General features: G+C 65.0%; 25 protein-coding genes. 12 read left to right on the forward strand and 13 right to left on the reverse strand.

Features of this window, described 5'->3' with window-relative positions; genetic code table 11:
* Positions 1-46: 46 nt before the first annotated feature.
* The 3 genes from IPK66_14210 (at position 47) to IPK66_14220 (ending at position 4,370) form a co-directional block, all read left to right on the forward strand.
* The gene (locus tag IPK66_14210) at positions 47-1,663 is read left to right on the forward strand and encodes an alpha-glucosidase (protein ID MBK8176368.1); all 1,617 of its coding nucleotides are present in this window, start codon (positions 47-49) and stop codon (positions 1,661-1,663) included.
* Positions 1,664-1,888: 225 nt separating this feature from the next.
* Positions 1,889-3,529, forward strand: a complete 1,641-nt coding sequence (locus IPK66_14215) for a TIR domain-containing protein (protein ID MBK8176369.1) — start codon at positions 1,889-1,891, stop codon at positions 3,527-3,529.
* 139 nt (positions 3,530-3,668) lie between these two features.
* Positions 3,669-4,370 (forward strand): phosphoribosylanthranilate isomerase, encoded by a 702-nt coding sequence (locus tag IPK66_14220; protein ID MBK8176370.1) that lies wholly within the window; start codon positions 3,669-3,671, stop codon positions 4,368-4,370.
* Between the two features lie 8 nt (positions 4,371-4,378).
* On the opposite strand, the gene IPK66_14225 is transcribed toward IPK66_14220, so the two are convergent.
* The gene (locus tag IPK66_14225) at positions 4,379-5,254 is read right to left on the reverse strand and encodes an anti-sigma factor (protein MBK8176371.1); all 876 of its coding nucleotides are present in this window, start codon (positions 5,252-5,254) and stop codon (positions 4,379-4,381) included.
* Positions 5,244-5,837 carry a sigma-70 family RNA polymerase sigma factor gene (locus IPK66_14230; GenBank protein MBK8176372.1) on the reverse strand — a complete coding sequence of 198 codons (594 nt, stop codon included), beginning with the start codon at positions 5,835-5,837 and terminating at the stop codon, positions 5,244-5,246. The genes IPK66_14225 and IPK66_14230 overlap by 11 nt, the downstream gene beginning before the upstream one ends.
* Positions 5,838-6,044: 207 nt before the next feature.
* On the opposite strand from IPK66_14230, the gene IPK66_14235 reads away from it, so the two are divergent.
* From IPK66_14235 to IPK66_14245, 3 genes are all read left to right on the forward strand, one after another.
* Positions 6,045-7,001 (forward strand): metallophosphoesterase, encoded by a 957-nt coding sequence (locus IPK66_14235; protein ID MBK8176373.1) that lies wholly within the window; start codon positions 6,045-6,047, stop codon positions 6,999-7,001.
* 19 nt (positions 7,002-7,020) lie between these two features.
* Entirely contained in the window at positions 7,021-7,428 is a 408-nt protein-coding gene (locus IPK66_14240; GenBank protein ID MBK8176374.1) for a cupredoxin family copper-binding protein, read from the forward strand.
* Positions 7,429-7,544: 116 nt separating this feature from the next.
* Positions 7,545-8,183, forward strand: coding sequence for a glutathione S-transferase family protein (locus tag IPK66_14245; protein ID MBK8176375.1), 639 nt, complete (start codon positions 7,545-7,547; stop codon positions 8,181-8,183).
* Positions 8,184-8,351: 168 nt separating this feature from the next.
* Here IPK66_14245 and IPK66_14250 read toward each other — a convergent pair whose 3' ends face one another.
* Together IPK66_14250 and IPK66_14255 are read right to left on the reverse strand one after the other, a co-directional pair.
* Positions 8,352-9,707: a flagellar hook protein FlgE gene (locus tag IPK66_14250; protein ID MBK8176376.1), complete on the reverse strand. Its 1,356-nt coding sequence runs from the start codon at positions 9,705-9,707 to the stop codon at positions 8,352-8,354.
* Between the two features lie 493 nt (positions 9,708-10,200).
* Positions 10,201-10,569, reverse strand: a complete 369-nt coding sequence (locus tag IPK66_14255) for a hypothetical protein (GenBank protein ID MBK8176377.1) — start codon at positions 10,567-10,569, stop codon at positions 10,201-10,203.
* Positions 10,570-10,768: 199 nt separating this feature from the next.
* Here IPK66_14255 and IPK66_14260 point away from each other — a divergent pair, with 199 nt between their 5' ends.
* The 3 genes from IPK66_14260 (at position 10,769) to IPK66_14270 (ending at position 12,114) form a co-directional block, all read left to right on the forward strand.
* Positions 10,769-11,215: a hypothetical protein gene (locus tag IPK66_14260; GenBank protein ID MBK8176378.1), complete on the forward strand. Its 447-nt coding sequence runs from the start codon at positions 10,769-10,771 to the stop codon at positions 11,213-11,215.
* A 180-nt stretch (positions 11,216-11,395) separates the two neighbouring features.
* A complete protein-coding gene (locus IPK66_14265; protein MBK8176379.1) occupies positions 11,396-11,644 on the forward strand; it encodes a GlsB/YeaQ/YmgE family stress response membrane protein in 249 nt (82 codons plus the stop codon).
* Between the two features lie 86 nt (positions 11,645-11,730).
* Positions 11,731-12,114 (forward strand): hypothetical protein, encoded by a 384-nt coding sequence (locus IPK66_14270; GenBank protein ID MBK8176380.1) that lies wholly within the window; start codon positions 11,731-11,733, stop codon positions 12,112-12,114.
* Between the two features lie 58 nt (positions 12,115-12,172).
* Here the strand turns inward: IPK66_14270 and queC are convergent, their stop codons facing one another.
* Positions 12,173-12,949 carry a 7-cyano-7-deazaguanine synthase QueC gene (gene queC, locus IPK66_14275; protein MBK8176381.1) on the reverse strand — a complete coding sequence of 259 codons (777 nt, stop codon included), beginning with the start codon at positions 12,947-12,949 and terminating at the stop codon, positions 12,173-12,175.
* A gap of 444 nt (positions 12,950-13,393) precedes the next feature.
* Between queC and IPK66_14280 the strand changes: the two genes are divergently transcribed.
* Positions 13,394-15,268 (forward strand): alkaline phosphatase D family protein, encoded by a 1,875-nt coding sequence (locus tag IPK66_14280; GenBank protein MBK8176382.1) that lies wholly within the window; start codon positions 13,394-13,396, stop codon positions 15,266-15,268.
* Positions 15,269-15,391: 123 nt separating this feature from the next.
* Here the strand turns inward: IPK66_14280 and IPK66_14285 are convergent, their stop codons facing one another.
* From IPK66_14285 to ruvX, 7 genes are all read right to left on the reverse strand, one after another.
* Complete coding sequence (locus tag IPK66_14285) at positions 15,392-16,036, reverse strand: glutathione S-transferase family protein (GenBank protein MBK8176383.1); 645 nt, start codon at positions 16,034-16,036, stop codon at positions 15,392-15,394.
* Positions 16,037-16,218: 182 nt separating this feature from the next.
* Positions 16,219-16,485 carry a Rho termination factor gene (locus tag IPK66_14290; GenBank protein MBK8176384.1) on the reverse strand — a complete coding sequence of 89 codons (267 nt, stop codon included), beginning with the start codon at positions 16,483-16,485 and terminating at the stop codon, positions 16,219-16,221.
* A gap of 181 nt (positions 16,486-16,666) precedes the next feature.
* Entirely contained in the window at positions 16,667-17,530 is an 864-nt protein-coding gene (locus IPK66_14295; GenBank protein MBK8176385.1) for a hypothetical protein, read from the reverse strand.
* Between the two features lie 453 nt (positions 17,531-17,983).
* Positions 17,984-18,607 (reverse strand): glycerol-3-phosphate 1-O-acyltransferase PlsY, encoded by a 624-nt coding sequence (gene plsY, locus IPK66_14300; protein MBK8176386.1) that lies wholly within the window; start codon positions 18,605-18,607, stop codon positions 17,984-17,986.
* Between the two features lie 5 nt (positions 18,608-18,612).
* On the reverse strand, positions 18,613-19,926 hold the full coding sequence (gene pyrC / locus IPK66_14305; protein MBK8176387.1) for a dihydroorotase: 1,314 nt from the start codon (positions 19,924-19,926) through the stop codon (positions 18,613-18,615).
* A gap of 60 nt (positions 19,927-19,986) precedes the next feature.
* Positions 19,987-20,955: an aspartate carbamoyltransferase catalytic subunit gene (locus IPK66_14310; GenBank protein ID MBK8176388.1), complete on the reverse strand. Its 969-nt coding sequence runs from the start codon at positions 20,953-20,955 to the stop codon at positions 19,987-19,989.
* Between the two features lie 140 nt (positions 20,956-21,095).
* Positions 21,096-21,596 carry a Holliday junction resolvase RuvX gene (gene ruvX, locus IPK66_14315; GenBank protein MBK8176389.1) on the reverse strand — a complete coding sequence of 167 codons (501 nt, stop codon included), beginning with the start codon at positions 21,594-21,596 and terminating at the stop codon, positions 21,096-21,098.
* Between the two features lie 319 nt (positions 21,597-21,915).
* On the opposite strand from ruvX, the gene IPK66_14320 reads away from it, so the two are divergent.
* Both IPK66_14320 and IPK66_14325 read left to right on the forward strand, forming a co-directional pair.
* Positions 21,916-22,683, forward strand: coding sequence for a hypothetical protein (locus IPK66_14320; protein ID MBK8176390.1), 768 nt, complete (start codon positions 21,916-21,918; stop codon positions 22,681-22,683).
* Positions 22,684-22,927: 244 nt separating this feature from the next.
* Positions 22,928-23,686, forward strand: coding sequence for a hypothetical protein (locus tag IPK66_14325; GenBank protein MBK8176391.1), 759 nt, complete (start codon positions 22,928-22,930; stop codon positions 23,684-23,686).
* On the opposite strand, the gene IPK66_14330 is transcribed toward IPK66_14325, so the two are convergent.
* On the reverse strand, positions 23,640-24,992 hold the full coding sequence (locus IPK66_14330) for an SUMF1/EgtB/PvdO family nonheme iron enzyme (protein ID MBK8176392.1): 1,353 nt from the start codon (positions 24,990-24,992) through the stop codon (positions 23,640-23,642). The genes IPK66_14325 and IPK66_14330 overlap by 47 nt on opposite strands.
* Positions 24,993-25,028 lie beyond the last annotated feature (36 nt).

The following is a 25,028-nucleotide window of genomic DNA, read 5'->3' on the forward strand; positions in this document are numbered from 1 at the left end:
GGCCGCCCCGATGGGCGGCCGTTTTGTTTGATCGCGGGAGACAAAGATGTCGCAGGACTGGTGGCGTGGCGCGGTGATCTATCAGATCTATCCGTGGAGCTTTGCCGATGCCAACGGCGACGGCATCGGCGATCTTGCCGGCATCACCCGCAGGCTCGACTACGTCGCCGGCCTCGGTGTCGACGGTATCTGGCTGTCGCCATTCTTTGTCTCGCCGATGAAGGACTTCGGCTATGACGTCGCCGATTACTGCGACGTCGATCCGCTGTTCGGAACACTCGCCGACTTCGACGCCCTGCTCGCCGCAGCCCATCGGCTGGGCCTGAAGGTGATTATCGATCAGGTCTACTCGCACTCTTCCGATGCTCACCCGTGGTTCGCCGAGAGCCGGCAGAGCCGCGACAATCCCAAGGCAGACTGGTACGTCTGGGCCGATCCCAAGCCGGACGGCACGCCGCCCAACAACTGGCTCGCCGTATTCGGTGGCGCGGCGTGGACGTGGGATACCCGCCGCCGCCAGTACTACCTGCACAACTTCCTGCCGGAGCAGCCGGACCTCAATTTCCACAATAAGGACGTGCAGGACGCGGTGCTGGGCATCGCCGCGTTCTGGCTCGACCGTGGCGTCGATGGTTTTCGCATCGACGTCGCCAACCTCTTCTGCCACGACCGCCGCCTGACCGACAATCCGCCGAATCCGCAGCCGATCGGTGATCAGCCCTACCGGATGCAGCGCCCGCTCTACAATCGCGACCAGCCGGAGACGCTCGCCTTCGTCTCCCGCTTTCGCGCCCTGCTCGACAGGTATTCCGGACGGATGGCGGTGGCCGAACTCGCCTCGACCGACGATCAGATCGCAACGATGATCGCCTACATCGACGGCCCCGATCGCTACCATACCGCCTACAGCTTTCTTTTGATGCGCGAAGACGTATCCGTCGCACTGATCCGCGGTGCGCTCGAGGCGATGGCGCGGGGTTCGAAGGCGGCGTGGCCGGCGTGGGCGTTCTCCAATCACGATGTCGTTCGCGTCGCCAGCCGCTGGGCGGTGGCCACCGGCGCCACCGACGGCGATCCGCGCCTCGCCCGGCTGCTCATCGCCGTGCTCACCGCGCTGCGCGGTACGGTCTTTGTCTACCAGGGCGAGGAACTGGGCCTGCCACAGGCCGATGTTCCGTTCGCGCGCATCCGCGATCCGGAAGGACGCGCGTTCTGGCCGCGCAACCGCGGCCGCGATGGCGCGCGCACACCGATGCCGTGGCGGGCGAACGCGGAGAACGCCGGTTTCTGCCCTGCCGGCATCGAGCCGTGGCTGCCGGTCGATCCCCGTCATGCCATCCTCGCCGCCGACCGCCAGGACGCCGACAGCGCCTCGGTGCTCGCCTTCACCCGCCGCTTTCTTGCCTGGCGCAAGCGCCATCCCGCGCTGGTCCGCGGCGATATCCGCTTCCTCGATGCGCCCGAGCCCGTCCTCGCCTTCGAGCGCACGGCGGGCACGGACCGGGTGCTCTGCGCCTTCAACCTCGGCGCCGAGCCGCGATCCGTCGCGCTCGATCACACCGGAGCACAACCCCTCGACGCACCGGCGCTCGGCACACCCCCCGCCACCGTCGACGGCGGCCGCGCCCTTCTGCCGCCCTGGGGCGCCCTCATCTTAGAGTAAAGACAGCTCTGCCCGCCCACCGCGCGGTCTTTTTTGCCTGGCAAGCCGGGTTGGGGCCGAGGGGAAACGCATGCGACGAGTCAACGCGTTGCTTTAGACCCGTCCTACCCCAAAGGACCCGGACTACTGCACTTAATCCGGGCGACGCGCGCTGCGCATGGATGACAAACCGGGCGGCGGCGTTACAATCGCAAGACGCTGCGGACGCGCCGGGGGTTAAGCAATATGCCGCAAGGCACGAACCTCGTCGGCTTTCTCAGTTATGCGCGAGAAGACGACGACGACCAGCAGATTTCGCGATTGCGCGACGCGCTCGAGCGCGAGATCCGCAAGCTCGTCGGGCGGCGGATTCCGATTTTTCAGGACGTCAAGGATCTCGGCTGGGGGCGCGAATGGAGCCCGGGCATTAACGAAGCGCTCGATGCCAGCGTCTTCCTTTTTGTCGTTGCCACGCCGACCTATTTCGATCGCAGCGAATGCCGCCGCGAGCTGGAGCGCTTTCTCGCCCAGGCCAGCGTCGGCAAGGCGCGGCTGATCCTGCCGCTGCGTTACATCGCTCATCCGGCATTCACCCTGCCGCGCGAGAAGGTGAGCGATTCTCTTGTGCTGGCGATCTGGGAACGCACCTGGATCGACTGGCAGCCGCTACGGTTGAAGTCGCTGCGTTCGGTCGTGGTCAGGAAGAAGATCGCCGAAGCGGCGGAGCACGTCAGAAAGCTCGTCGAGGTCATCGACGGCGACGCGCCCGCCGATACCGGCGGCTTTGCGCCGTTGCCAAGAGGGAACGGCGAGCGGGAGGGCGAGCGGCGCGGGGGACGATCGGCGCAGGCCATCGATGCGATATCGCGCGAGCTGTCGTGCGATAGCCGCCGGGCGGTCGACTGGCTCGGAAACCTTCAGGAGGACAAGGGCGACGCCGTGGGCGGCTGGGGCCAGTTCGGAAACGACGATGCCAACAGCCTGAACACGGCGGAGGTGGTTCTCGCCCTGGTCGAATGCGGCGGCGACGCGCTGGTGATCGAAAGCGGCCTCGCGTTTCTCGTCCGTCAGCAGATGTCCGACGACGACGGCGATTTTCCCGGCCACGGCGGCGCCTGGGGCAGGCGCCCGAAGCGCCGCCCACACCAGGACTTCCGCGTGCCGGACACCGTCCGCACCTGCCATGCGCTGATGGCGCTGATCGCCGGCGGACGGGGATCGGATGCGCCCGCGGCCCGCACCGCCGTCAACCGGCTGCTGAAGTGCCAGACCGGCGGTCGTTGCGGCGGATGGGCGTTTCGCCCCTCGGCCGATTTTCCGCCCAAGGTCTTTCCTACGTCGCTGGCCCTGTGCGCGCTGCTGACCGCGCGCGATACGGACGGCGATGTTCGCTCCGAGCGCGGGATCCGGGCGATCAAGTGCGGCGTGCGCTATCTGCAGGGCGAGGCCAAGGGCGGGCATTTCGGCAACGACGAGGCCTGCAAGGTCGCCCATACCATCCACGCCTTGCGGGCACTGGGGCTTGCCCGCAAAACGGGATTCGCCGATCTCATCGATGACGATCAGGTCAGCCGATCGGAGGCCTGGTTGGCCGATCAGGGCGATGATCTCGCCCGGTTTAGCCACGAATGGATCGATCTCGCCGGTGAGAGCGGCGATAAAGCATTCAATTACCAGTATACGCATTACACTCCGGCGCTGTTCATCTCGGCGTTCGCAGCGGAGCTGGCTCCCGACGATCCGGCCGTTCGCATCTGCGCGGAAGCGATTTTGCGCAACCGCGATCCGCTCGATCATGGCTTTTCGGCGATGCGTTCGCTATCCTGGGCCACGGCGAAGTGCGTGGTCGCCGCCAAGACGCTGAATGATCGCCTTTCGCAGCCATAAGACGGTGTGATCGCGCCAGGCCGTCGGCGCGGGGCCGGGACCCGGCGAGGCCGGTGATGCGTTGTCCCGAGAGCGCGGCGTGTCCGCGCCGATGTTGCGCGGTAAGGGTCAGGTCCTTGGTAACGCAAAGGAGCCATCGATGTGGCGGGTGAAGATTTGCGGCAGCCGTCGCGCGGGTGATATCGACATCGCCCTCGACGCCGGTGCCGATGCCGTCGGCCTGATCGTCGGCGTCCGTCACTTGAGCGAGGATGCGCTGGCGCCCGATCGGGCACGGGCGCTGCTCGAGCGCATTCCACGCGGGGTGATGAGCGTGCTGGTCACCCACCTCGTCCGCGCCCAGCAGGTGCTCGCCTTGCACGAACAGGTGCCGACGGCGATGATCCAGTTGCATGACGAGATCGCCCCGGCGGACATCCGCCGCATTCGCCGGGCGCTGCCCCGGGTGGCGCTGATCAAGGCGGTTCACGTCACCGGCCCGCAGGCGATCGCGGAGGCGGAGGCGGTCGCGCGCGAAGTCGACGCCCTGCTGCTCGACAGCCGGACCGCCGAGCGGATCGGCGGCACCGGCGCGGTCCATGACTGGTCGATCAGCGCCGACGTGGTGCGCGCCATCGATCGGCCAGTGATCCTCGCCGGCGGCCTGACGCCGGAGAACGTCGCCGAGGCGATCGCCGCGGTTCAACCGTTCGGTGTCGACGTCAACAGCGGCGTCGATGGGACCAACGGCGATAAGGACCGGGACAAGGCCATCGCCTTCGTTCAGCGCGCGCGCGCGGCACTGCCGGCGCTGCCACCCGCCGAGACGAAGGCCGCGGCCGCCTCCGCCATCGCCGTCTGAGACGGTACTCAGTTCGTCGGCCGCTCGCCCCCGGGATTAACGCCACCGCCGGCACCGGCAGAATTAGCGCCATCACCGGCGCCGGGCTGGTCCGTGGACGGCGGCTCAGCGGCGAGCAGCGCCGCCAGCCGCCGCAGGTCGGCGGGCGCGGCGTCGGAGACGGCGATGAAGCGCAAACCGCGGGCGCGCCAGGACTCGATGGCGAATCCCTGATCGCTGCGCGGAACCGGCGGTCCGTCGCCGGTATCGGTCATGACGAAGACGTTGATGACGTGTCGGCGGTGCTGGTAGACGAGCGCCGCGACCGGCCGGCCGTCGAGGTAATCGAGGCGGCCGCCGATCAGGGCGAAACCGGACGTCGCCAGGTCCGTCGCCGGTGGAGCGACATCGACCTTGCCGGTGAACCACGGCTTGACCGTGTGCTGATCCGACGAGGCGACGTCCGTCAGATGCGCGGCGAGCAGCGAGCGGACGTGGGCGGAGACGACCTCGTCCGCCAGCCGCTGCCGGTCCGGCGGCACGGCGATCCACAAGGTCAGGGCGCTCGCCAGCACCGCGCCGGACAGCGCACTCGCCATCGGCCGTGCCCACCGTTCCTTCAGATGGCGCAGCCATGGCCGGCTCGCGCCCGATCCCGGGGTTGCTCCCGGAACTGTTTCCGGGGCCGCCGTCAGGGCGGCGTCGATGCGCGCATGAAGCGTCCGGGGGGCGGGATAGGCGCGGGCGAAGCGCCGCACGGCGTCGCCCATCCGCCGATCGGCGGCGACCGCGGCCCGGCATGCGGGGCAGGTTGCCAGATGCTGTTCGATGGCGTCCTGCTCGTCTGCCTTAAGGGCGCCGTCGAGCGCGGCATCGGCCTGCCGCCGGGCGTCGTCACAGCGCATTCGCGCCCGCTCCCTGCTGATGCCGCCGCCGCCACGCCTGGCGCAGCAGGCCGCGCGCCCGTGCCAGCCGCGACATCACCGTGCCGATCGGAACGGCGGCGACCTCGGCGATCTCGCGGTAGGACAGGTCCTCGATCTCACGCAGCACCAGCACCTCGCGATACTCGACCGGAAGCTCGGCGATGAGGGCGTTCAATAACTCCGTATCCCGCCGGCGCAAAAGCAGGGTCTCGGGATCGTCGGAGCCCTGATCGATCGAGCGGCTGGCAAGCGCGTCCATCGCATCGCTTTCATCGTCTGCGTCATCCCCGGCCTGGGTTTCCCGCCGCACCGATACCGTCTCCAGCCAGTCATAGCTGGCGCGGCGGACGATCTTCAGCAGCCACGCACGCGGATCGCCGCCGCGAAAGCCGTCGAAGTAGCGAAACGCCCGCAGATAGGCTTCCTGAACCACGTCTTGCGCCTGATCATCGTTGCGCGTCAGCCAGCGCGCGAGGTTATAGGCGGCGTCGAGGTGCGGCATCGCCAGGTCGCGGAACCGCCGCGCCTTGTCGTTGTCGCTCAAGACTTCACCTCTGGCCATCGCGGCCCTGACCACTGTGCTTCTGGCCAATCTGCCCCTTGCGAATGGGCCCCAGGCAACAGCGCGTCTCCACCAATCGCGCACCCGCACCAGACGGCGGAAGCGCGGTGATTATTCCCGTTACCGGCAAAAATATTCTTGGAAGAAAAATCACCGGGTCGTGGTCTGAGCGGTGGGTTCGAACAACGTGCTCGCAAGGAGACGGTGATGACGCAGGCAAGAGATCGACGCAAATTCCTGAAATGCATGGCGTGGGCCGGCACCGGGGTGGTGTGGACGATGGCAGGCGGCGTGCCGAAGGCGCTGGCGCTTGACGACGCCGCGTCGGTCACATCCGCCGCCGGCGGCAAGGACACGGCGGCGGCTCGTGCCTTTTCGTTCGTGCAGATCAGCGACAGCCACATCGGGTTCAACAAGGAAGCAAATCCGGACGTCGAGGCTACCCTGCGTCAGGCGATCACCAAGATCAATGGCATGACTCAACCGCCGACGTTCGTCGTCCATACCGGCGATGTCACCCATCTCTCCAAGCCGGGCGAGTTTGACGTCGCCGGCGAGGCCTTGCGCACGATCCACGTGGGTGACCTGCACGTTCTGCCGGGCGAGCACGACGTGATCGGCGATGACGGTGCGGCGTTTTTCGCCCGCTTTCCGCACGGCCGCGAGCGGGCGCCCTGGTACAGCTTCGATCAGGCCGGGGTTCATTTCATCGCGCTGGTTAACGTCATCGGCCTTGGCGCCGGCGGCCTCGGCCAGCTCGGCGGCCCGCAGCTCGAATGGCTGGAGGACGATCTGCGCGGGCGCACGGCAAGCACGCCGATCGTCGTCTTCGCCCACATGCCATTGTGGTCGATCTATCCACAGTGGGGGTGGGGCACGCAGGACAGCGATGCCGCGCTCGCCTACCTCAAGCGCTTTGGCTCGGTGACCGTTCTCAACGGCCACATCCACCAGATCGTGCAGAAGGTCGAAGGCAACATCGCCTTCTATACGGCCCGCGCCACCGCGTTTCCCCAGCCGGTGGCCGGCACCGCGCCGGCGCCGGGGCCGCTCAAGGTTCCGGCGGATCAGCTGGCGGCGAGCCTCGGCATCCGCTCCATCTCGGTTGCGCGCGCGCCAGGACCGCTGGCGGTGACCGATGCGAGCTTGGCAGACGACGCCTGAGCGGAGGGCAAAGATGACCATGCCTTCCGGTCCGCGCCGGCGTCGCGCCTGCCCGCTCGGGCGCCTGGCCGGCTACCTTGCCACCGGGATCAGCGCCGGGCTCTACGCCCTCGTCGTCCTCGGCGCGCTGGTGTGCGGGGCGAACCTGCTCGTCCACCGCAGCCACGCCGCCGCGCCCGAAGATGCGCTCATCGTTATCCGTAACTTCACCTTCGATCCGCCGACGCTGACCGTCGCGCCAGGCACGACAGTCACCTGGGTGAACGAGGACGATACGCCGCATACTGTGACCACGGCGAACCGTTCGATCAATTCTCCCGGGCTCGATGCGCAGGAGCGCTTTTCCATGACCTTTTCGTCGCCGGGGACGATCGAATACTTCTGCTCGCTTCATCCCCATATGCGCGGGGAGGTTGTCGTGCGCTGATCGTTCGGACGATCATGCGCCTCGCCGCCGCAACCCGGCGACGGCGAGGTCCACCTGGAAACCGCAGGCGCAAACCGCCACATCGCCATGCAACGTTGCAACAGGAGGAAACGCGGATGGCCGACCAGGACGATCTGATTCTCTATCATATCTCGCCTTCACGCTCGTCCATCGTGCTGTGGATGCTGGAGGAGATCGGGCAACCCTACGCGCTGCGCGTGCTGAACATGTCCAGGGGCGAAAATCGCGAGCCCGCGTATCTGTCGGTCAATCCGATGGGCAAGGTTCCGGCGCTGGTCCACCACGGCGCGGTGATCACCGAGACGGCGGCAATCTGCTGCTATCTCGCCGAGACCTTCAGCGCTGCGGGACTGGAGGTCCCGGCCGGCGATCCCCGGCGCGGCGCCTATCTGAAGTGGATGTTCTTCATGAACAGCTGCCTCGAGCCGGCCCTGCTCGACCGCATGCTGAAGCGGACCGATACGCCGCGGCAGGCGAGCGGCTACGGCGATTTCGAAACCTTGCTCTCGGTGCTGACCGGCGCGATCGAGCCCGGCCCCTTCCTGCTCGGCGAGGCATTTTCCGCCCCGGACGTGCTCATCGGATCGAGCCTGCGCTGGGGGCGGATGATCGATGCGATTCCGGACCGCCCCGAGATCGCCGCTTATATCGCGCGGCTGGAGGCACGCCCGGCTTGCCGGCGGGCGATGGAGCGGGATCGAGCGCTGGCGACGCCGGCCGAACCCGTGGCGTGACCGCTCTGCCTTCCGCGCGGCTCGCAGCCGTGCGGCGCCGGTGGCGATATCCGCTATCCGAACAGCGGTACCGCTGGTATCCGATCAGCGCCGCCCGTGGTTTTCATCGCGCCGTCGTCGCCGGTCCCGAGCGGGGTTCGGGGGGCCGGAGGCGACGGCGCCATGACGCTATCGCGCCACCTGTTCGATTGTCTGCAGCATCTCGTTGGCGGTGGAGATGACGCGGGCGTTGGCCGCGTAGGCCGATTGCGCCTGGATCATTTTGACCAGTTCGGACGAAACATCGACATTCGAGCCTTCAACGCTCGACGACTGGATGTTGCCGGTACCGTTGGCGCCGGCCGACAGCAGCGCTGGCGTACCGCTCTCCGACGAAGCGCTGAACGCGTTCCCGGGCTCCGACTGCAGGCCCTCGTAGTTCTGGAACTGCGCGATCGGCACCTGATAAACGGTCTTCTGATTGCCGTTGTCGTAGTTCAGCGTCACCATGCCGTCGTCGCTGATCGAAAGATTGCGGAACGATCCCGGCGGCAGGCCATCCTGTGTCGCGGAATTGAAGTCGATGTCGGTGCCGGTGAAGTTGGTGAGTTGCTGAGCGACCCCGTACGCGCCAAAATCGAGCGTGATCGACTGGGTATCGCCGTTGGCATAGGTGATCAGGAAGGAGATGTTGGCATCGGAGCCGACGGTTCCGGTTGCCGCGCCGTCGATGTTATCGATGCTGCCCGCCTGCGCGCCGGTGCCGGCATTGTTCGACGTGTAGAACTGGAGCGGAACCGGATCGTTGGTCGTCGTCGGCGCCACGGTGGTAATCGCCGCATCGGACGAGGCGAGGGCGAGCGACCAGGTGTCCGGCGTCGCCGAGTCCCACGACCACCCGAGTTCGATCACGTGCCCCGTGCCCTGGGGATCGTAGACGGTGACCGCTTGCGGCGGCATGTCGATGACGGCGTTCGCGCTATTGACGTCGAGGTTTGAATCGGGCTGGGTCGGCAGGTTCGCCGACAGGCTGATCGATGTCGTCTGCTGGGGATTGTCCTTGAGCTGCGTGACCTGGATCGGCAGGGTCGCGTTCTTGGAGACGATGCCGGTGGTGGTATCGACCGTCCAGCCGTTCAGGTAGTAGCCCGAACCGTTGACGAGGTAGCCCTGATCGTCGAGGCTGAAATCGCCCGCACGGGTGTAGAGCGGATCGGTGGCGAACGTCGGTGTGCCGCCCGACGTCGAGACGCCGGTCTTCTGACTGACGGCGAACATGCCTTCGCCGGCGATGGCAAGATTGGTGATCGTGCCGGTCGACTGGATCGTTCCCTGCACATTGTTCATGTATAGCGGCCGGCTGAGCACGCCTCCCGGTTCGTGATCGCGCGGCGTCGCCTGGGTAAGAAGGCTGGCGAACGAGGTTTCGACTCGCTTGTAGCCGGTCGTCTGCACATTGGCGACGTTGTCCGAAATGTTGCCAAGCGCCTTCGACTGGGCATTGATGCCGGTTACCGCCGTATTCATGGCGCCGGAAAGGCTCATCGTCTACTCTCCATGTACAAGGTTTCGCCCGCGTGCCGAAGACCGCAACCGCCGGCTCGTTAACCCGATCGCAATCGGCGTGCCTGAGCGCAAGTAACTGAATTCACGTAATTTCTGTGCTTGCCGCGCGAGGAGAAGGCGGGGATGCCGGTAAAAACGTCCCGCGCCGGGGGCAAAATCTGCCGGGTTGGCGGCGGCGGGGCGGGGGAGGGCCGGTTGGGGAGCGACGCCGTGCCGCGCGCTCACGGCGCCGGTATTTGCGTTTCGCAAGGTGCCGGCACTCACGTCACGCACCGTGCCGATATTTGCGCTTGGCGAACGGGATGTCACTGCGGTGCTCGCCGGCAAACATCGGTTGCGGCGAGTGCGCGGGCGCGAACGAGATAAGCAAGGGATCGCCCGCCGGAGTGCCGGTGAGGTGGGCGGGGGGCGGAGGGTTTGAGCCTTCGCCGTTGCGGCGGCGACCCTGTGTCGTCGCGACGTGCGGGCCGGCTCAGATCCGCATGCTGAAGGCATTGCGCAGGTCGGCCGATGACGTGGCCATCGCCAGATAGTGGGAGACAAATCCCTTCTGGCTTGCGACGGTCACACCGGTCTCGGGCGGGTGGCGCTCGATGACGAAAGCCCATTCTCCGGTGGCGGCGTCGAACGACGTGCTGGCGGAGTAAATCTCGGGCGTGTCCTGACGCTCGTCGTCCGTCCGTGCGCCGGCAGTGACCGCCGGAACCGCGGTCGTGACGCTTGCTTCCGTTGAAGCGGCGGACACGGCGTCCAGCGATGCCGCTGTCGAGCTGTTCGTCGTATCTCTCGAAAGCTCGGACACCGGGGACGCAACCGATCGTAAGGCGGCTACCGGTGACATTGACGTTACTCCTGATGCTCCTATGCCTACAACGTACGCAGGATAACAACAACTGATACGAGATTAGAATACATTAGCACTCTCGTCAAGTGTTTATAAACATGCATATGCAATTAATGGTACTCCATGCGCAGGCCAGATTGCCGTCGCCGGACTCACGGCTCGTCGCGCGCATGGTGAATGGCTGAAGGAGGATATCGTGAGCGAGCTGTCGTCAGACGGCGATCGCCGGGCGCTCGAGGTGGCCGTCGGCGAAACCGTGCGGAACGGCGGGGCTCTGAGCGCCCTGTTGCGCCGTGAAATTGCTCTGCTCAAGGCGGGTCGCTATCACGAGATTGGCGCGTTGAACGGTGAAAAGGAGTCTCTGCTTCGCAGCCTCGCGCACCATGCTCCAGCGCTTCGTGACGCCGGGCGCGATGGTATTTTGTCCCTCGCCGACGGCCCGACGCTGATCACCTGCCTGAAGGAGCTGGATGAAGCGACGGGTGCGGAACTCAAGGCACTGCGCGGCGCCATTCAGGCCTCTGACCGGATCGCGCAGATCATCGGCGGCGCGGTGGCGCGCGCACGACCGCTTGGCTATGGGCGAGACGGATCGCGTGGAACCGGCCCGAGCGGTGCGCTGACGATCAACGACGACATTTGATCACCGCTTTTTTGCGCGGCGCGCTCATCGCGGCGATCGTCCAGGCGCCCGGACAAGCCCGATATCGTTCCAGGTTCGACATTGCCCCGGGCCCGAGATTGCTCCGGGCCCGACATTGCTCTGGGCGCGGACAGACTCTACATCTCTCCCACCAAGACGAGCTGGATCGGAGAGGATTGGATGATCGGCGGGCTGATTTCGTTTCTCATCATCGGACTTCTGGCCGGATGGATCGCCGGACAGATCACCAAGGGCAGTGGCTTCGGGCTGCTGGGCAACCTCGTGGTCGGCGTGATCGGCGCGCTTTTGGGCGGGCTGGTATTCACCCTTCTCGGGTTGACGGCGCACAACCTTGTCGGCCAGATCGTCACCGCCGTGGTCGGTGCCGTCATTGCCTTGTTTATCGCCGCCAAGCTGAAGTCCCGCTGAACCCAAGGGTAGCAGCGGTTCGGCGCAGTTCTGCGGGGCTGCGCGGGCGCCGCGCCCGTGGCGATGCGATGCGTTGGGGCCGTTCGATGCATCTTTTGCGCGGAGTGCTCGTCGTTCTTATCGTTGTGGCAGGGTGTACACCGCTGCGCTGGGAGCGGGACGACACCGATGCACCGACAGCCGAGGCCGATCGCAAGGACTGCCGTGCGGCGGCGCGTAGCCGGGCGCAGGCACTGAACGAACAGCCGTTCCTCGTGCCCTATTTCGTCGGCGTGCAAAGCCCGAATGGGCGGAGCCATGCCATTCCGGTGGTTCCCTGGCAGCAGTTCGGACCGCCGGTATGGATGCCCTACGCTCCCAGCCTCGCCTTCGATCAGGTCACGCTCAAGTACGATCTCTTCGATCGCTGTATGCGGGCAAAGGGTTACCGGCGGGTACCGGACGACACGGAAGACGCGCCGCCGGCATAAGTCGGCTCACCTTATCGGCCCAGCGTTCTCGACCTTGGATTGGGCCGTTTCGCGGCGCTTATTCGCCATCTCCAGCCGCTTCGGCGCGGTATCGCTGCCAACCGGCGGCGCGGAGCCGGCAGGCGGGGCATTCCCCGCACCCGCGGCCCCAGTCGTGGCGCTGCGTCCGCTCGCCGAGGTAACAGGTGTGCGTCTCCTCGCGAACGAGGTCGATCAGCGCCGTGCCGCCGAGATCGTGCGCCAGCCGCCAGGTCGCCGCCTTGTCGAGCCACATCAACGGCGTGTGCACGACGAAGCGGCTTTCCATGCCGAGGTTGAGGGCGAGTTGCACCGCTTTGATCGTGTCATCCCGGCAGTCCGGGTAGCCGGAATAATCGGTCTCGCACATCCCGGCGACGATGTGTCGTACGCCGCAGCGGTAGGCGATGGCACCGGCGATGCTGAGGAACACGAGGTTGCGTCCGGGCACGAAGGTGTTCGGCAGGCCCTTTTCGGTCATGCGGATCGCCCGCTCGCGCGTCAGCGCGCTGTCGCCGATGTCGGCGAGCACGCCGAGATCAACGAGATGATCGGCGCCGAGCCGGCTTCTCCAGCCAGCGTCGAGCGCGCATAGGCCGGCGAGCACGGCGGCGCGACAGGACAGCTCCACGGCGTGGCGCTGCCGGTAATCAAAGCCGATGGTCTCGACGGTCTCGAAGCGATCGAGCGCCCAGGCAAGGCAGGTCGTCGAATCCTGTCCGCCTGAAAACAACACGAGCGCGCGAGCATCGCCCGCGTCCGTCTTCGCCACACCGCCCGGCTCATCCCTTCGCCCACGGTCTTGCGGCTCGCTCATTCATGCCTCCTTGGGCTTGTGGGGGGTACGCGGGGGGCGTGGGTGCATTAACCGGGGAATGCCGCCTGGCGGTCAAGACGTGATCCGGACCGGATTGCGATCCTCTTCCGTGCCATAGCCGCTACCGCGGAGACTCGTGCTCCGCTCCACGTGCCAGAGGTTACCGCCGCAGACAAGAATTCATCTGTATCGAAGCCGTCCCGTAGACTAAGTCGCGTCAGCCCGCGCGCAATATTTTACAAAACGTAAATAATTATAATATAATTAAATATATACCGAGTATATCCGAGATATAAATTTTCGTCATCTAAGTCTCATAAATCGGTCATGATAATTACACGTGATATGATCAGCTCTTATCCCTTTACATTCCGGCTGCATGTTGTGCGCACACCGCCGATTTTCTTAGCAAACCCCGGTCGGTCTGAAGGAAGGGAGCACCCGATGATCAAACGGACAAACTGCGCCGATCAGAGTGGCTGTTCGGTCGCTGGCGAAGAACGGCGCGATGCCGAAGCCGGAGTCAGCCGCCGCCGTGTGGTGCAGGGGGCGGGTGCCCTCGCCGGTATTCTTGCCGCGCCCGCCGTCCTTCGTGGCGGGCGCGCGCAGGCGAAAGAGCCCTCCGGTCTGTTCTCTCTCGGCGTCGCCTCGGGCGATCCGAGCGGCACCTCGGCGGTGCTGTGGACGCGCCTCGCCCCCGACCCGCTCAACGGCGGCGGCATGCCGCCGGCACCGGTGCCGGTGACCTGGACGGTTGCGAGCGATCCGGACATGGCCAACGTTATCGCCGGCGGCGTCGTCACCGCGCTCGCCCGCAACGGCCATGCCGTGCATGCGCCGGCCACCGGCCTGCCATCGAACGCGTGGCTCTACTACCGCTTTGAAGCACTTGGCGCACGCAGCCGCATCGGGCGGACGCGCACGTTCCCCCGGCCGGGACAAGTCAGCGAGCGGATGCGTTTCGCTCTCGTCTCCTGCCAGAACTACGAGCAAGGCTACTATCCCGCGTGGCGTGACATCGCTCACCGGCGCTATCACGAGGACAGCGCCATCGACTTCGTCGTGCACGTCGGCGATTACATCTACGAAGGTGGCCCGTCGCGCACGCCGGACCTGCCGGGCCGGGTCCATTCCGGCACGTCGGAGTGTTTTACCATCGCCGACTACCGGAACCGCTACGCGCAGTACCGGATCGATCACAACCTGCAGGATGCGCACGCCAATTTTCCCTTCATCGTTACGCCCGATGATCACGAGGTAGAAAACAATTACGCCGGCCTCTCGACCGAGGAGAGCGGCGATCTTCAGGGCGCGGATTTCCGCGCGCGCCGCGCCGGGGCGTACAAGGTCTATGCCGAGCAGATGCCGCTGCGACTGGAAAACCGCGTCGTCTCGGCCTCGGGCAATCTTGCGCTCCACCGCCGGCTGCAGTTCGGTGACCTCGCCGACATCCACGTGCTCGACACCCGGCAGTTCCGTTCCGATCAGCCGGCCGGCGACGGTTTCGGCTCGACCGATCCGCACAGCGCGGCGCTCGAAGCGGTGTTCGGCGAAGAGATCTACGATACCGACGGCATCAACGATCCCAACGCGACGATGATGGGCCAGGCGCAGGAATTATGGCTGGCTGACGGGCTGCGCCAGTCGACGTCGCGCTGGAACATCATCGCCCAGCAGGTGATGATGACCCGCTGGAACCTGATCGAGGCCGGACGGCTCGCCATCGCCAACAACGCCAGTATCCCCGCGTCGCTGAAGGGCCAGCTTCTGGCGGTCGCCGCGCAGGTGAGCAACCTTTACAACGTCGATGCCTGGGACGGCTATCCGGCGGCGCGTCAGCGGCTGTTCGATACGCTCGAAATCCTGCGGCCGAACAACCCCATCTTTGTGAGCGGCGATATCCACTCCGCCTGGGCCGCCAATCTCCTGCGCGACTTCGATGATCAGGGCTCGGACGCGCTGGCGGCGGAATTCGTCTGTACGTCCATCTCCTCGACGTTTCTCGATATCGACCCGCGAGCGAGCCATGTCGCGGTCAAGGCGAGCGTCGATGCGGACAATCCGCACATTCCCTACTTCAACGGCTTGTTCCGGGGCTACTGCTTCTGTGACGTCGACCACGACCGCTTCCGGACGGTTTATCGCGGCGTCGGAGATCCCTCCGCCCTCGCCAGTCCCGACCGGCTCGCCTTCGCGCCCCAGGAAACGACGCCGCTCTCAACCGACGCGGTCATCAGCATCGACGCCGGCTTCAATCTGCCCGGCAGCGGCAAGCGCCTGGTGACGCGCTACCGCCGCAGCCTTCCCGCGCCGTTCTGAGCCCAGGCGCCTTGCGGCGCGTCAGCGCCGGCCGGCCGCGGATTGCTCTTGCGCCGCCGCTGACACACCACTGCTGATACGCACTGGGCCGCGCGCGCAAATCTTGATCAAGGTCAACCCTGATCAGGACGGTTCAGGCGCTTCCGCTTGGCTCGCCAGCAGCGCGTCGTCGATTTCCCGCGCGCGGATCGCCGCCGGGCGGGCGCTGTGCCGCTCGCAATAGCGCTCGAATCTGGGGCGCCGTTCCACGGTACCGAACTGCATGCCCCAGCCGAGATGCGCGCTGGCATAGACGTCCGCGGCGGAAAAGCGGTCGCCGACAAGAAAATCGCGACCGGAAAGGGCGGCGTCGATCACCGCCAGTACCTCGTCAAGGCTGCCATAGCCGACAAACCCTCGCTTGTCCTCGGGTACCGTGACCCCCAGCATCTTGTTCGTGCTCGCAGCTTCAAGCGGACCCGCGAAGAAGAACAGCCAGCGGTAGTACGGCCCGCGCAGGCGATCGCCGGAGGCCGGCGCGAGCGCGGCGGCGGGGAACGCGTCGGCGAGATAAGCGCAGATCGCGGCGCACTCGGTGATCACGACGTTGCCGTGTTTCAGCGCGGGGACTTTACCCATTGGATTGATCGCGCGGTATTCGGGCGCCTTCATCGTCGCCCCGTATGGGACCAGCTCGGTTTGATAGGGGTGGCCGATCTCCTCGAGGATCCAACGCACGATGCGACCGCGTGACATCGGATTGGTGTAGAGGACAAGCTCGCTGGACATGGCGGGACACCTGGTCTGTCGGGTTTGTGCCGAAACGCCGTCTCGTGCGCTTCGGCTTGCGCCCGCAGGGTAGCGCGCGTCGCCGCGCCGGTCGTTCGATTCCTGCACCGGCGCCCGCCGTGGGGTGTCTTGCCGTATCACCGGCGCGGGCCGCGAGCGCCACCGCCGGTGAAGGCTGCGGCTCAGTGGTGGCGGAGCGCCTCGATCAACTCGGCCTTGGCCATGCGCGTGATCCCGTCAATGCCGATCTCCCGTGCTCGGGCGAGGAGGTCGCGCTTGCTCCAATCCTCATACGCCGGCGCCCGGCCGCCTTTTTTCGACGGGTCCTCACGATGAGGATCGGCCTTGGCGTTGGCGATGCGCGCCGCCTTTTCCTTACTCGCGCCCGACCGTCGCAAGGTTTCGTAGGTTTTGTCATCCTTAATGCTGGATCCGTGCCGCTCGCCCATCGCTCGTCTCCGAAAACTGGCATGCGATCGGATCAACGGCAGGCGGCGAGTGCTGGTTCCATCGCGCGGCTACGCGTGTCCTGGTTTTTTTATCGCGCGGCTACGCGCGTCCCGGTTTCGCCTGCGGCTACGCGCGTCCCGGTTTCGCTTGCGGCTACGCGCGTCCCGGTTTCGCCTGCGGCTACGCGCGCGCCTGACTGGGAGAGAACAGCGATGAATCGAAGCTGTTTTGCGAGATCGCCGGCATGTCTTCATCGCTGAGGTGCAGCCGCTTGAGCACGGCGTAGAATTCCATCAGCCGAAAGTGCGGCAGCGGCATATTGAAGTAATTACGGGTGAACAGTTTCCAGGTCAGCAGCGTCTGCTCGAGCTTTCCTAGAATCTCCGCCAGGCGCCAATAGTGCGAGTTACAACCGCGTAGAAAAGCACTGAACGTTTCGACATCGTCGTGATGAACATAGGCTTGGTAGGATTCGATATATCGCTTCCATATGTCCACCATCTCGGCCCAGTCTCCGCGCATTTTCATGCGCAGCTCACTCACGAAGGACGAGATACGCTCGCGTTCGACGGGGCGAAGAGCCTCTCGCGGCATGCAGAACTCGATGAGCCAGGTCGCGAACCTCTTCATGTCCTTCTGCAGGATCGCGTACTCGTATTCAAAATAGGTGATACCGATCCACGCCGACATTAATCGAATGGATTCGTCCGGTGGAATGCGAAGAACATCGATCAGCGGCATGATCTCCTTCGTATTGCGCAAGCTGAATAGCTTGTCGGTCATGTCCTCGATCATGAATTCGGCGTCGCTGGTGCTGCGCCCGAATGCCGCGACCGTCAGCGGGCGGATGCGGGCTTTGATGTGCTCGCGCAGCTTGACCCGCAGGTCGGGCGGGATATCGAGATAGGACTTGCGGATTGGCGTGCCGGCGCGTTCGAACGCGAGTTCGAGGATGAATGGACTGAAAGTCGGCACCGAATCGAAGATTATCAGTCGGAGAAAGTCCTCGCGCAGCGTCGGCAGGTCAATGTTGTCGCGCCGCATTTTATCGTTGAAGTACTGCCAGTAATTATCTTCATTAAATAGAAATTATTCTCCACCGTCACCCGGTTTATTGTGATCGTACGGAAAATAAACCAGCATATCTATTGGCTTATCTTCGACGGTATCGTGCAAACCGTCAAAATTCATGCATTTGAACAGTATGCTGGTATTGCAATATGACGTTCGAAACAGAAGATCGATTCCGCCCGGTTGCGAGAGCATGATGCGTCGCGTCACCCCGTTCACATCGAACTTCCGTGCCGGACCGGAACGCAGAAAATGGTGGAGGAGCTCTCGTTCCATCGTCAGCTCAAGGTGCGGGGGGCGGGCTTGCCGCCTTGTTATGCCGCCGGAGTTCGTAAGAACTGGTTAACGGGCCGGCTCTCCGCGAGCGGCGGCCAGACCGTGCCGTGCACGGCTGTCGCGACGGGCCGGGAAGTCCGTTGACCCGACTTAAGGGCGGTCGCCGTGCCGGTCGCCGATGCGCGGCTCGGTACCGCCGAGAAGGCGGCGAATATTGGCGTGGTGACGGGCGAACCCCAGCACCGCCAGCAGCGCCGCCAGGACGACATGGGCCGGACCGGCGAGGGCGAGCATCAGCAGCGGCGCGGCGGCCAGCGCCGCCAGGGCCGCCAGCGAGGAAATGCGGGAGAGCCACGCGACAAGCAGCCAGACGAGACAAGCGCCGACGCCCGCGGGCCAGGAAACGGCGAGCAAGACACCCAGCGTCGTCGCCACTCCCTTGCCGCCGCGAAAACCGAGCCAGACGGGAAAGCTGTGGCCGAGCACCGCGGCGCCGGCGGCGACGAGCGCTGCCGGCTCGCCGGCGAGGGCGCCGGCCGCGAGCGCCGCCCCCGCCCCCTTGCCGCCATCGAGCAGCAGGGTCGCCAGTGCCAGCAGCTTGTTTCCGGTCCGCAGCACGTTGGTCGCGCCGATGTTGCCCGAGCCGATCGAGCGAATGTCGCCATAGCCGGCGAGCCGCGATAAGAGGAGCCCGAAGGGAACGGAGCCCAGCAGGTAACCGCCAAGCGCGGCGAGCCCGGTGGCGAGAGAAATCCAGGGATCGGCCTCAGGCATGACGGTCAGCCGTCGAGGGTGAAAACGCGCCGACCGTCGACCACGGTCATGACCACGCGGCCCTGCACCGGCCGGTAGTCGAAGGGCGTGTTCTTCGATTTGGAGTAGAGCTCGTGCTCGCGGATCTGCCATGGTCGTTCCGGATCGAACACCGTCAGGTCCGCGCGTCCTCCCTTGGTCAGACGCCCGGCGGGCAGACCCATCAGGCTGGCGGGCTTGCAGGTGATCAGGCGCAGCACATCGAGCATCGAGAGGTGGCCGTTGTGGTACAGTGACAGCGAGATTGCCAGCAGCGTCTCGAGCCCGATGCCGCCGAAGGCGGCCTGGGCAAACGGCAGGCGCTTGGCGTCCTCGTCTTCCGGCGCATGGTCGGAGGCGATGGCGTCGATCGTGCCATCGAGCAGGCCGAGGATCACCGCCATGCGGTCTTCTTCCGTGCGCAGCGGTGGCGACAGTTTGGCGAACGTGCGGTATTCGCCGACGGCGTGCTCGTTCAGCGCGAAGTAGGGCGGCGCCGTATCGCAGGTGATCGCGAGCCCGCTCGCCTTCGCCTGGCGCACCGCATCGATCGCCGCCGCGGTCGACAGGTGGGAGAAGTGCAGCCGCCCGCCGGTCATCCGCACCAGATGGATATCGCGCTCGACCATGATCACCTCGGCCTCGCGCGGGATGCCGACGAGGCCAAGCCGGGTTGCGACCTCGCCCGCGTTCATCGCGCCACCGGCGGCAAGCGTCGGCTCTTCGGGGTGTTCGACGATGAGCAGGTCGAAGGTGCGGGCATAGAGCAGCGCCTGGCGCATCAGCTTGGCATTGGCGACGGCCTTGACCCCGTCGGTGAAGGCGACGGCGCCAGCCTCGGCCAGCATGCCCATCTCGGCGAGATCGCTGCCGTCCAGCCCCTTGGTGACGGCGGCGTACGGATAGACCTTGGTCAGCCCGAGCAGCCGGGCGCGCCGCGCCACGAACTCGACGACAGAGACGTCGTCGATCACCGGACGGGTGTTGGGCAGGCAGACCATCGAGGTAATGCCGCCGGCGGTCGCGGCGCGGCCGCCCGAGGCGAGTGTGCCCTTATGCTCCTCGCCCGGCTCGCGGAGCTGCACGCGGATATCGACGAGACCCGGCGCAAGGCACAGACCGCGACAGTCGACGATCTCGATGTCGGAAGAGAGTCCGTCCGCGATAACGTGCGGGCCAAGATCGACGATGTGCTCGCCCTCGGTGATCAGGCCGCCGGCGTTATCGAGGTTCGACGCGGGATCGAGCAGGCGGGCACCGACGTAGGCCACCCGCATCGCTGCCTCGCTCTTCACCGTCATGCGTGTTCGGCTCCCTGTTCGTCCCACAGAATCCTTCGGCGGAGTCCCGCGATCGCCGTCTCAGACGTTGCGCGGATCGTGCTCGATATCGCTGCGGGCCAGCAGATCGAGGCAGGCCATGCGCACTGCCACGCCCATCTCCACCTGCTCGCGGATCGCCGAGCGGCCGATATCGTCGGCGACGACGGAATCGATCTCAACTCCGCGGTTCATCGGTCCCGGATGCATGATCAACGCATCGGCGCTGGCACGATTGAGCTTCTCGTAATCAAGGCCGAAAAAGTGGAAATACTCCCGGATCGACGGAAAGTAGGTTCCCTGCATGCGTTCCGTCTGCAGCCGCAGCATCATCACGATGTCGCATCCGTCGATCCCGTCTTCCATCCGATGGAAGACCTCGACGCCGAGTCGCTCGACCGCGCGGGGCAGCAGCGTGCGCGGCGCGACGACGCGCACCTGCGCGCCCATGATGTTCAACAGGTGGATGTTGGAGCGGGCGACCCGCGAATGCAGAATGTCGCCGCAGATGGCAACCTTGAGGCCGTGCAGCCGCCCTTTGCGCCGGCGGATGGTCAAGGCATCGAGCAGCGCCTGCGTCGGGTGTTCGTGGCTACCGTCCCCGGCATTGATCACCGCACAATTCACCTTCTCCGACAGCAGCTTCACCGCCCCGGATTCGGGGTGGCGCACGACCAGCACGTCCGGGTGCATGGCGTTCAGCGTCATTGCCGTGTCGATGACGGTCTCGCCCTTGCGGATCGACGACGACGAAACCGACATCTCGATAACATCGGCACCGAGCCGCTTGCCGGCGAGCACGAACGAGGTGCTGGTGCGGGTCGACGCCTCGAAGAACAGGTTGATGATCGTCCGCCCGCGCAGCAGCGCCTGCTTCTTGTCGGCACGACGGTTCTGTTCGACGTAGACCTCCGAGAGGTCGAGAATCAGGCTGATCTCCGGCGGCACCAAGCCTTCGATGCCGAGGAGGTGTCGATGTCGGAAAAAGGGCGGGGGATCGCCGCTGCTCATGGCGCCAGACTTTATGCCGAGGGCCGGGCAGGCGCAAGGCACGCGCCATATTAAACCCATGAAGGGTATTCAAAGTGGCGGCCGGCAGGCATCGATGGGATTCGCCGGGCTTCTCGCCCCGCGGCCTACAGCCGTTCGGTCTATTCGTCCGGCGTCGCCGCATCGCCGCGCGCCACCGCGAGGCGAATCGCGTCGAGCGCGCCCTGGAGGATCCATGCGGCGGCGGCCCGGTCGACCACCGCGGAGCGCCGCTTGCGGCTGAGATCGGCCTCGCCGATCAAGGTGCGTTCGACCGCTGTGGTCGACAGCCGCTCGTCCCAGAATGCCAGCGGCAAGGACACGGCCCGGCTCAGATCTCGGGCGAACTGGCGCACGGACTGGCAGCGCCGGCCTTCGTTGCCGTCCATCTCCACCGGCAGGCCGATGACGAAACCGCCGACTTCGCGCTCCGCCACAAGCTGGCACAGGCTGTCGAGATCGCGGGCGAGGCGCGTCCGCCGCAGGGTCGTGATCGGCGTCGCCACCGACCAGGTGGCATCGGAAACGGCGCAGCCGATCGTCTTGGCGCCGACGTCGAGGCCAAGCAGGCGGGAGGGGGGGGCGATTATCGCCGCTAGGCGACGGACATCCAGCGCGCTCATTCCGGCCTAAATCGGCGGTCGCAAGCCAATGCCACGAAAGTGTCCGGCTGGCCGCTCATTTCTTGGTCATCTGCCCGCGCTCTGGTCATGATCGCCTATCCCGTAACGGGGCAATGTTGCCGCACATGCACAGTGCAAAACCCCGGAAATCCCTGGCCAAATCAAAATATCAAATAGATACGCTTATATATCAATGAATTACGTGACGGCGGCGGCGTGATATTAAGGCAACATGCGTGGTCCGCATATTGCCACAGATGACCGTCGACGCGCCAGGAACGGGTTGTTCCGTCGTGGCGTCCACAGAGAGGGATAGGATATGATCAACACGAAACAAATGCTCCCGATCGCCGTGGCACTGCTGGCGGCCACTTCGCCCGCTCTTGCCGACGAAAGCGAGGACGATGTCATTCCCGGCACCATTGCCGGTTCGGTCGCGCTCACCTCTGATTACATGTTCCGTGGCATCTCGCAAACCGACAACAAGCCGGCGGTGCAGGGCAGCCTCGAATATTCCTATGACACCGGCTTCAACGGCATCACCCCCTATATCGGTTTCTGGGGATCGAACGTCGATTTCAACGACAACAACAAGGCGACCGTCGAAATCGATACGGCCTTCGGCGTCCGCGGCGATCTTCTCGATACGGGCGTGTCCTGGGATCTCGGTGGCCTTTATTATGCCTATCCTGGTGCCAGCAAAAGCGGCGGACAGGCTCTGAACTACGACTACTGGGAAATTCCGTTCAAGCTGTCGTATTCTCCGATCGATATCGTCACCCTCGGCGCGTCGTACTATTATTCCCCGGACTTCTTCGGCTCGACCGGCACCGCCAATTACATCAACGGTAATATTACCGTAACGCCGGAAGTTCCTTATGTCGATCTGGCGCTGTTTGCGGCCGTCGGCTACCAGAACATCGCCGATACCAAGGACTATGTCGACTGGACCCTCGGCGGCAAGGTCACCTTCAAGGGTGTCGACTTCACCATCGCCTATGTCGATACCAACCTGACCCAGGGCGACCTCGGCGGCAACAAGCTCTCCGACGCGCGCGTCGTCTTTACCGTTGGCGCCTCGTTCTAAGTTCGCCGACCGAATACCGGGGCGGTGCCCCCGCAAGGGGCGCCGCCCGCCTAGGCAGTTTTACCCCGACAGTTGGACCCCCGGAGCCAAGAGTTTTGGGCCGCTCGCGCGGTTACCGATCCCGGCAGCCAAACGCCGCGTCGGCGCAGGTGCGCAGCACGTTCGGCCGGTCAGCTTTGTCGCCGTCTCGCTCGCGGGCTTGATCTGCGCTACGCTGTCCTGTCACCACATGACTTTGCCATCGATGTCTCGTCAGTTCCCGTTCGTCGTCAAGTCGGCTCAATGGCGGGCGTCTGATCTGCTAGCCGGATTATCCGAAGACGAGTCACTCTGGACGCGCTTGGCCAACTCTCCGTTGAGCCCGACGATCTGGCACGACACACTCTCCGAATATGATGCTCATCAACTTTATGAGTACCTCAAGCGCCGGCACTTCGCGGCGAGCGCGGAATTCGCCACCTTTCTGGAAAGGTGGATCGGCGATGAACGAAACCACTATGCTGGCTTTCGTTTCTTGTCGTCGCATGCCTTTGGCTACTCGGAATCAGACATCGATGCTTCGGTAAGAGGACGCAGTCCTGACTTTTCCGGCATCGAGCCTTGGATATGCGATGAGTTTCGCCTCTGCGTGCTGCTCTGTTACGATGAATGCACGACCGCACGCGGCTATAAGCTCGACGTGCCAGCCTACGACACGCTGGACCGGCCGTCGCTTTCGAAGTGGGTCAGGGCGGTCATGAGGGATGAGGTCTACCATTTCGCGAACCTCGCCTCCCTCATTCGCTTGAAGTTCAGTCACCGCGTCGGCGAAATCGAAAGGCTGCTCATCGATATTGCGAATTACCAGCGATCTCGCCCGGAATACCGGGCGACCTTTGTTCTGGATCAGTGTTCATCGACCGCTTTGGAAGTGAGCCGCGAAGGCGCAGGGTACGCCCTGTTGCGCGCTGTTGGCGCTAAAGGTCGCGAACCAGGCGAAATCCATGGTGAACGTCGCGTGTAAAGCGATCTTGACCGCAGCGCACCGCCGAGCGCGCTTCCGCCACTGGGTAACTGTATGAACCTCCACGCACAACCCGCTTCGAGTCATCGCCGCCGATTGTCCAGGCGCTGCCGTCGCACGGAGCCCCGACATAGCTGTCGTGCCAGACGTCTTCTACCCACTCCCATAAGTTGCCATGCATGTCGTAGAGCCCCCAGCGGTTGGCGGGAAACCGACCACTATCGGTCGTTTTCTTAACGATCCCATCCACGTTGGCGAACTTGCCGGTGATCGCGTCCCCGAAGGCGTAGCGGGTTGTCGTTCCGGCCCGGCAGGCGTACTCCCACTCTGCCTCGGTGGGCAGCCGATATCGGTGGCCGGTGACCGCGCTCAGCCATGCGGCATAGTCGCAGGCGTCCTGCCAGCTGACATTGAACACTGGCCGGCGTGCGCGGCCCCAGCCTTCGTCGAGAGGCCTGGTCTTGCCAGCCAGCTCGCAAAAGTGATCGTACTGCTCGAAGGTGATCATATATCGGGACATGGCAATCGGGTGTCTGATGGCAACGGCATGAGCCGGCTTTTCATCGGCGTAGGCGTCGACATCGGCGTCGGACGATCCCATGACGAACTGCCCTTTCGGCAGGACGGTGACCTCCGGGCACGACGGTGTTTCGAAATCGCGAAAGACCGCAAGCTCCGGCATTGCCGGTCGGGCGGGGAGCCGCTTAGGCGGTGCCGCGTCGGTCTGCGGACGATGGTTCAAGGTGAGGGCGCTGGCGTGAGACGCGCTCGCGGTCGGCGGTGGGGGTAACCCCAGTGTACCAGCCGCCGCATTCGCGGGCGCTCGTCCTCGCTCCGCGGACTCCTTAAGGACGGTCTTGAGCGATCTGATCAACCGGTCGCAGTCCGCCTTGAAATGGTCATGACTGAGACGCGTGGCCTGCAAGCGCACCAGGGGCCTGATCTCCTCCGGTAAGTCGTCCGCTCGCGGCATCGTGACGTCATCGATGAGCACTGGAATCACCCGCTTGCTCTGGCTGAGCGCCGCCGCGATCTCGATGCGTACGAAATCGTTGGGATGGTCGAGGCGGCGCTGGCCACCGGCGTTGGTCGCGGCGAGCCAGCCGCGGCCGATCACGGCGAGCAGGACCGCACACTCGGCGACGCGCGCCGCGAGAATCGAGGCAAAATCCTGGCCGGGCGCGATGCTGTCGACGTCCATGAACAGGCCATGGTTGCGAAAGGGGCGCTGCAACCGGTCGAACAATCGACCAGCAAAGCCCGCGTCCACGCCCCGGCGGTAGCTGATAAAGATGCTCGCGCCCATCGCTCCTCCCAACAATGCGCTGGCTCAGCACGTACC

This window comes from Rhodospirillales bacterium (assembly GCA_016712595.1).
In the GTDB taxonomy this organism is placed as follows: Bacteria; Pseudomonadota; Alphaproteobacteria; order Rhodospirillales; family Defluviicoccaceae; genus Defluviicoccus.

Bases quoted from the DNA above. Each gene is read 5' to 3' on its own strand.
- IPK66_14225 (MBK8176371.1), bottom strand. From the start codon at position 5,254: ATGCGCTGTGACGACGCCCGGCGGCAGGCCGATGCCGCGCTCGACGGC.
- IPK66_14255 (MBK8176377.1), bottom strand. From the start codon at position 10,569: ATGTCACCGGTAGCCGCCTTACGATCGGTTGCGTCCCCGGTGTCCGAG.
- IPK66_14320 (MBK8176390.1), top strand. From the start codon at position 21,916: ATGATCAACACGAAACAAATGCTCCCGATCGCCGTGGCACTGCTGGCG.
- IPK66_14285 (MBK8176383.1), bottom strand. From the start codon at position 16,036: ATGTCCAGCGAGCTTGTCCTCTACACCAATCCGATGTCACGCGGTCGC.
- pyrC (MBK8176387.1), bottom strand. From the start codon at position 19,926: ATGACGGTGAAGAGCGAGGCAGCGATGCGGGTGGCCTACGTCGGTGCC.
- IPK66_14230 (MBK8176372.1), bottom strand. From the start codon at position 5,837: ATGGCCAGAGGTGAAGTCTTGAGCGACAACGACAAGGCGCGGCGGTTC.
- queC (MBK8176381.1), bottom strand. From the start codon at position 12,949: ATGAGCGAGCCGCAAGACCGTGGGCGAAGGGATGAGCCGGGCGGTGTG.
- plsY (MBK8176386.1), bottom strand. From the start codon at position 18,607: ATGCCTGAGGCCGATCCCTGGATTTCTCTCGCCACCGGGCTCGCCGCG.
- IPK66_14265 (MBK8176379.1), top strand. From the start codon at position 11,396: ATGATCGGCGGGCTGATTTCGTTTCTCATCATCGGACTTCTGGCCGGA.
- IPK66_14295 (MBK8176385.1), bottom strand. From the start codon at position 17,530: ATGCGGCGCGACAACATTGACCTGCCGACGCTGCGCGAGGACTTTCTC.
- IPK66_14325 (MBK8176391.1), top strand. From the start codon at position 22,928: ATGTCTCGTCAGTTCCCGTTCGTCGTCAAGTCGGCTCAATGGCGGGCG.
- IPK66_14290 (MBK8176384.1), bottom strand. From the start codon at position 16,485: ATGGGCGAGCGGCACGGATCCAGCATTAAGGATGACAAAACCTACGAA.
- IPK66_14330 (MBK8176392.1), bottom strand. From the start codon at position 24,992: ATGGGCGCGAGCATCTTTATCAGCTACCGCCGGGGCGTGGACGCGGGC.
- IPK66_14270 (MBK8176380.1), top strand. From the start codon at position 11,731: ATGCATCTTTTGCGCGGAGTGCTCGTCGTTCTTATCGTTGTGGCAGGG.
- IPK66_14235 (MBK8176373.1), top strand. From the start codon at position 6,045: ATGACGCAGGCAAGAGATCGACGCAAATTCCTGAAATGCATGGCGTGG.
- IPK66_14245 (MBK8176375.1), top strand. From the start codon at position 7,545: ATGGCCGACCAGGACGATCTGATTCTCTATCATATCTCGCCTTCACGC.
- IPK66_14220 (MBK8176370.1), top strand. From the start codon at position 3,669: ATGTGGCGGGTGAAGATTTGCGGCAGCCGTCGCGCGGGTGATATCGAC.
- IPK66_14250 (MBK8176376.1), bottom strand. From the start codon at position 9,707: ATGAGCCTTTCCGGCGCCATGAATACGGCGGTAACCGGCATCAATGCC.
- IPK66_14215 (MBK8176369.1), top strand. From the start codon at position 1,889: ATGCCGCAAGGCACGAACCTCGTCGGCTTTCTCAGTTATGCGCGAGAA.
- IPK66_14310 (MBK8176388.1), bottom strand. From the start codon at position 20,955: ATGAGCAGCGGCGATCCCCCGCCCTTTTTCCGACATCGACACCTCCTC.
- ruvX (MBK8176389.1), bottom strand. From the start codon at position 21,596: ATGAGCGCGCTGGATGTCCGTCGCCTAGCGGCGATAATCGCCCCCCCC.
- IPK66_14240 (MBK8176374.1), top strand. From the start codon at position 7,021: ATGCCTTCCGGTCCGCGCCGGCGTCGCGCCTGCCCGCTCGGGCGCCTG.
- IPK66_14210 (MBK8176368.1), top strand. From the start codon at position 47: ATGTCGCAGGACTGGTGGCGTGGCGCGGTGATCTATCAGATCTATCCG.
- IPK66_14280 (MBK8176382.1), top strand. From the start codon at position 13,394: ATGATCAAACGGACAAACTGCGCCGATCAGAGTGGCTGTTCGGTCGCT.